Below are 6,000 nucleotides of genomic sequence, written 5' to 3' on the forward strand. Positions count from 1 at the left end.
TCACCGCCTCCCGAAGACCCGGACGTTCCGGAACCGGGCGGGCGCGGCGCCGTGGCCTGTGTGGGCGATCTGCCCGGGCTCTCCCTTCCCGCAGTTGGGCGTCCCCCACAGCACCCAGTGGTCCGCGTTGCACACCGCATCGCACGACCGCCAGAACTCCGGGGTGATCCCCGTGTAGATGGGGTTTCGGAGCAGACGCGTCCGCCGGCCGCGTTTGATCTCCCACGCGATCTCGCACCCGAACTGGAAGTTCAGCCGCCGATCGTCGATGCTCCAGGATCGGTTCGTGTCCATGAGGATCCCCTCGTCCGTGTCCGCGATGAGATCCTCCAGTCGCCAATCGCCCGGCAGGAGGTTGATGTTGGTCATGCGAACGAGGGGGATGCGGTTCCAGCTCATGGCCCGGGCCGCGCCGTTGGACTCCCCCGGGACGTCGGGGGAGGAGCCCAACAGCCGCCACAGCCGGCGCGCGGTCTCCCGGTCCGTGAGGTAGCCCACAAAGAGACCCTCCCGAACGATGTCCACCCGCTGGGCGGGAACCCCTTCATCGTCCCACCCGAAGGTCCCAAGCCCCCCCGGAACCGTGGCGTCCGCCACGATGTTTACCACCTCTGACCCATACCGGAAGCGGCCCAATTTGTCGGGCGTGAGGAAGGAAGTTCCCGCATAGGCGGCCTCCGTCCCGAACACCCGATCGAGCTCGATGGCATGTCCGCAGGACTCGTGGATCTGCAGGGCCACCTGGGCTCCGCCCAGGATCACCGTGGTCACCGTGTCCGGGCAAGGATCCGCGCGCAACAGCGCCACCGCTTCCTCCGCGATGCGGGGGGCGTTGGCGACCAAATCCTGTTCCAGGATGAACTCCCAGCCTCGGGTCTGCTGATGGCGGCCCACGGAGTTGGGGTAGGAGCGCCGCTGGACCTCTCCCGCCCGTACCGCCGTGGCCTCGATCCCGCATCCGGACTCGATGATCTCCTGCGTCACGTAGCTTCCTTCCGTGCTCGCAAAGGTCTTGCGCTGACGGAGAAAGACCATCTCCGCCTCCGTGGTGGTCACCCCTCGGATCCGGCGCATCTCCGCATCCGCCCGAAGCAGAAGGTCCAGCTTCGTCTCCAGGGGAACGGTAAAGGGGTCGATCTCCACCGGGGTTCGGTAGCTCCCCCGCTGCACCACGGGCGGGCCCAGATCCACATCCTCCCGCTTCGCCAGGGCGCTTGCGCGGGCGATGCGCACCGCCTGCTCCGCCACCCGCTCGGCCTCCGCGAGCTCCATCCGGTGGCTGCTGGCAAACCCCCACGCGCCGTCCACCACCACCCGTACCCCGAACCCCACGTCCTCCGTCTGGGCGATGCCCTGCACGGTGCCGTTCCGGACCAAGAGCGACTGCCGGGTGGTCTCCACCACCCGCACGTCCGCATAGGTGGCCCCCCGCAGCTGCGCCGCGTTCAGGGCCCGGGCGATGAGCTCGTCCATCGGAACGCCCCCGAAAACCGACGTGTCCGCACCTGTATGATTTGGGCGGTACTCATCCCCGTCAAGGGAGGGAGCAACCGCATGCGGGTGTACAACCCTTTCGTCGGGTGGGTGACGCTCCCGGATCGGCCCGAGCGGATCGTGAGCCTCAGCCCCTCCGTCACGGAGATCCTGTTCGAGCTCGGCCTCGGAGACCGGGTGGTGGGGGTGAGCAGCTGGTGCCACCGGCCGCCGCAGGCCCGGTCCAAGCCCAAGGTGGGGAGCTACGTCCAGGTCCTAGAGGACCGGCTCCAGGCGCTCCGGCCGGATCTCGTCCTCACCACCACGGGGACTCAGAGACCGCTGATCGAGCAGCTTTGTGCCTCCGGCTTTGTCCTCTATCCCATCCCGTTCCCAAAGGACGTGTACGCCATCCTCTCCGTGGTGGTGGAGGTGGGTGGACTCGTGGGAGCGCCGGATCGGGCCCTGGCGCTCGCGGCCCGCCTCGCGGAGAGCCTCAATGTCCTCCTCTCCCTCCGACGGGAAGGAGAAGCCCCCCGGGTCTACGTGGAGATCGACCTCGGCGGCCCCACAGTTCCCGCCTATGCCAACCACGTGACCGGGGCCCTAGACCTTGCGGGGATCCACAACGTGTTCGGGCACGTCCCGGCGAGCTACCTCTACGGGATGCCCGTGGCGGGCTATGAACCCATCTCTGTGGCCTCGGAGATCCGGGCCGCGGATCCTGACGTGATCGTGTACGAGTCCAAGCATTTCCATCCCCGCGGGGACGAGGGCCTCCGGCGCATGCAGGAGCGGGGTCTCGCGGACCTACGGGCGGTCCGGGAGGGTCGGATCCTCACCCTCCCCGCGGACACCCTCGCCCACTACGGCCCCAGCTTCCTCCGGCAGGTTCCGGGCGTGTGCCGGGCCATCTGGGAGCTCTCCCGGGGTCGCCCCCCCGGGTGCCCCCTCACTCCCTGAGGATGGTCACCGTCCCCGCGCTCCCGTCTACCCGGATCCACTGGCCGGTGCGAATCCGCTTGGTCCCGATCCCGGTGCCCACGACCGCGGGGATCCGGTACTCCCGGGCCACGATGGCCGCGTGTGACATGATTCCCCCGATGTCCGTCACGATGCCCCGCACCTTGACGAACACGGGTGCCCAGCTGGGCTCCGTGACGGGGCACACGAGGATCTCTCCGGGCTGTACCTCATGCAGCTCTCCCACGCTGTGGACCACCCGGGCCGGCCCTTCCACGGTGCCCGGCGAGCCTGCGGCTCCCCGCACCACTTTCCCGTCCTCGGGGGTGAGCCATACCCGGAGCCGATCCGGAGTGATTCCCCACAGCATGATCACCGCGGGATCCCCGATGACCTCGGGAACGGTGCCCAGGGCAGGCGGTGGGCTCCACGCCCGCAGCCGCTCCAGGAGTGCCTTCCGCTTTGCCACTTGCCTGGGCCAGTGCCGCGGGCCCCAGGCGGGGGCTCCCACGGACCATCCGATCAGGAGGTCCACCAGGCCCTGGTACACCTCCGTGTGGTGGAGGTAGAAGATGTCCTCCGCATCCTGGAGGAAGCCCTGCTGCACGAACACGCGTCCCAGCTCGCGGACCTTGTTCCAGAACACGCTCTGGTACCAGTGATCCACCCAGAACTTGTGGTCCTCGATGGAGTAATACACGTCCCGGGTGAGCGCCAGGAGCTGATCGAAGGCCTGCCGGTCCTGGTCCGTGGCCAACAGCTCCCGGTACCCCCGGGTGATCTCGTCCCGTTCCCGGCGCACCGTCTCCGTATCCCGCTCCACGGGCTCTCCTCGCTGGATCTTGCCGATGAGGACACGCAGGGCATCTACGGCGGGAGAGGGATCGTCCACCCATGCCCGGTGCTGGTGCTGCATGCCGGAGCCCGTGTTCACGTAGAACCAAGGATCGCTGCTGCGTTTCCACTCCTCCAGCCACGTCCGGCCCTCCGGGCTTCGCTCCAGCTCCTGGAACACCTCCTGCGCAGGGGCCCGGCCCTGGAAGGCAGGCGCGATCCCCAGCTCCACCGCCCGCTGGGCCAACCGCCGGAGCTCGTCCTGGGGCCGGAACATGCTTACCTCGATGGCCCCGATCATGCGGGTGATGTCCTGGTCGCTGATCTCCGGGAAGGCCCGCTTGCAGAAGTCGTAGAAAGTGAGGTAGGCGGCGAACCCGATCATCACGATCTCCATGTGGTACTGGGCGGCCCGGTTCGCGCTCTCGAGGAACTGGGTCCAGCCCCGGAACAGGTCATACGAGGTGCCCAGACCTCTCCGGGAGAACACCCATTCCTTGGGCTCCACTTCTGGGAGATCCGGGAAGCGGATCTCCTGAAGCGCCCGTACCTCCCCGACGACCTTCTGCGTCCACTCCTCGTAGAGGGTCTTCCAGTTCGCGTAGTAATAGCCCGCCCGTTCGTTAAACAGCTGTGCCCGTTCCTGGATCTTCGCGGGATCCATCACGGGGACACTGCTGATGTACACGTACCCGTTGAGGACCCGGAAGTCCACACCCATGGCAGGCGGGATACAGAACAGACGACTGTTCATCTCCCCGATGGCGATGTACCAGATCTCGGGGACCAGCAGATCGAAGGGGGCCACGGGCTCGGGGAAATGCATGCCGTTGTAGAACCACAGCCGCGCCTCGTCCTCCGCCCTCCGCTCCGGGGTGAACCGCACGTACGGAGGGTACATCTCGTGCCAGTCCTCCGCGCCCGGCGGCGCCTCCACCTCGAACGGGCTGGGAAACCGCATCGGCTCCGCCATGCTTCCTCCCTCCTCCCGGATCACGTCTCGCGGTTGGATCCAGCGGTTTTCAGCGCACCTGTCCGGTGAGCACGGGGACCAGGCGCCCGTAAAGCTCCAGCCGCCGCCGGGCCACCTCCACGTTCTCCAGGAACACCCGGATCCGCATCCGATCGAGCTCCTTCCGCACCCGGGTCGGGCTTCCCGGAGTTGCGTCCCCGAAGGAGTAGCTCACCTCCTCCAGGACCGTCTTTCCCTCACGGCTCGCCAGCCACAGAGCCGCGCAGCGGGCCGCGTTGGGGTGTGGCGCCCGGGCGAACAGGGCGATCACGAACCGGCCCGCGAAGGTGGGGGAGACGGGTGCCCACCCCCAGGGCTCCTGTAAGCGCTCCCGCCGTTGGAGGATGGTCCCGAGAGGCGTCCAGTGCAGGTCCTTCTCTCCGAAGAGCACCATCCGGCGGGCGATCTCGGGGCTCGGAACCAGGGTGATCCGGGCCTCGTCCCGGAGCCTCCGGGTGAAGTCGAACGCCCACGCCTCGCCGAAGAGCAACCCCAGGGCCGCGATGCCGTTGGTGACCGCGGTGATCTCGCTCACCAGCCGCCCCCGCCACCGTTCCTGCAGCAGATCTTCCCACTTCCGGGGGACCTCCTCCGCGCGAATCCGCCGGCTGTCGTACGCCAGGGTGTGCACCACGCTGGCAACGCTCAGGGCGGCCCCTCCCAAGAGCCGGCCGCTTCCGGGAATGTCGAAGGCCCGAATCTCCTCATCGGAGAAGGAGGCCAGCAGCCTTCGCTCGTATAGGGGGAGCACGCCGGGGATGCTCCAGTAGAACAGATCGTGGTCGTGCCGCCCGGCCTGGGCCTCCGCCACCGCCCGGGTGGGGGCCGCGATGTCCGCCACGGAACGGATGGAAAGCCAAGGGAACTGCTTCTTCAGCGCCTTCTCGAGATCCTCCGCCACCTCCTGCAGGTGCAGGAGGATGTGGAGACGTCCCTCCCGCTGGGCCGCCTCGCAGATCCGCTCCCGGACGGACACCCCGCTCCTCGCGGATGAGGCGGCGGAGAGTACCAGGAGAACAGCCGCGGCCAGGATTCCCCATCTTCGTCCATCTGCCCTCACGGTTCCACCTCCTTCCGGCGTTCGTCGCTTACCCTCCGAACCTTGTACTCCGCGGGGGGCAGGGTCCCGGGCCGCAGGATCTCCACGGCAGCCCGCACGCCCAGGGCCTCCCGGAGCCGAGCCTCGAGCCGTTCCCGTAGGCTCTCGGGCTCTTCATCGGTCGCCGGCTCCACCTGCACCGCGAGCTCCGGGCGCTCGAAGGTGCCCCGCACCACGATCCGGTAGCTGTCCGAGAGTTCTGGAAATCCCCGCACCACCTGCTCCACCGCCGCGGGATACACGTTCACCCCCCGGTACCAGATCACCTCGTCCGCCCGCCCTTCAATCCCCCGCGCGATCCGCGGCCAACTCGACCCGCACCTGCACACCGGCTCCGGCTCCAGCCGCCCGATGTCCCCAGACCGGTACCGCAACAGCGGCTGCGTGTCCCCCACCAGCATGGTGTACACCAACTCCCCGGGCTCCCCCTCCGGCACCGGATCCCCCGTCCTCGGATCCACCACCTCCGTCAGCACCACGTCCCCAGAAATGTGCAGCGCCGCAGAGTACGGACAGTTCGTCCCCAACGTGAACAACTCCGTGAGACCGTAACCTTCCAGGAAGGCGACCTCTCCCCACAGCGCCCGGAGCCGCTGCCGGTTGGCCTCCGCGCTCCCTC

General features: G+C 68.1%; 5 protein-coding genes. 1 reads left to right on the forward strand and 4 read right to left on the reverse strand.

From position 1 onward, the window contains the following. On the reverse strand, positions 1 to 1,473 hold the full coding sequence (locus QN206_06460) for a TldD/PmbA family protein (protein MDR7614452.1): 1,473 nt from the start codon (positions 1,471 to 1,473) through the stop codon (positions 1 to 3). 81 nt (positions 1,474 to 1,554) lie between these two features. On the opposite strand from QN206_06460, the gene QN206_06465 reads away from it, so the two are divergent. After that, positions 1,555 to 2,436: an ABC transporter substrate-binding protein gene (locus tag QN206_06465; GenBank protein ID MDR7614453.1), complete on the forward strand. Its 882-nt coding sequence runs from the start codon at positions 1,555 to 1,557 to the stop codon at positions 2,434 to 2,436. Here the strand turns inward: QN206_06465 and QN206_06470 are convergent. From QN206_06470 to QN206_06480, 3 genes are all read right to left on the reverse strand, one after another. Then, a complete protein-coding gene (locus QN206_06470; protein MDR7614454.1) occupies positions 2,426 to 4,243 on the reverse strand; it encodes a PEP-utilizing enzyme in 1,818 nt (605 codons plus the stop codon). The two genes, QN206_06465 and QN206_06470, sit on opposite strands and share 11 nt — an antisense overlap. A gap of 49 nt (positions 4,244 to 4,292) precedes the next feature. Next, positions 4,293 to 5,258, reverse strand: coding sequence for an ABC transporter substrate-binding protein (locus tag QN206_06475; protein MDR7614455.1), 966 nt, complete (start codon positions 5,256 to 5,258; stop codon positions 4,293 to 4,295). An 80-nt stretch (positions 5,259 to 5,338) separates the two neighbouring features. Next, the coding region (locus QN206_06480) for a phenylacetate--CoA ligase family protein (GenBank protein MDR7614456.1) at positions 5,339 to 6,000 on the reverse strand (662 nt) is incomplete at its 5' end.

This window comes from Armatimonadota bacterium (assembly GCA_031460175.1).
GTDB classification, from domain to species: domain Bacteria; phylum Sysuimicrobiota; class Sysuimicrobiia; order Sysuimicrobiales; family Sysuimicrobiaceae; genus Sysuimicrobium; species Sysuimicrobium tengchongense.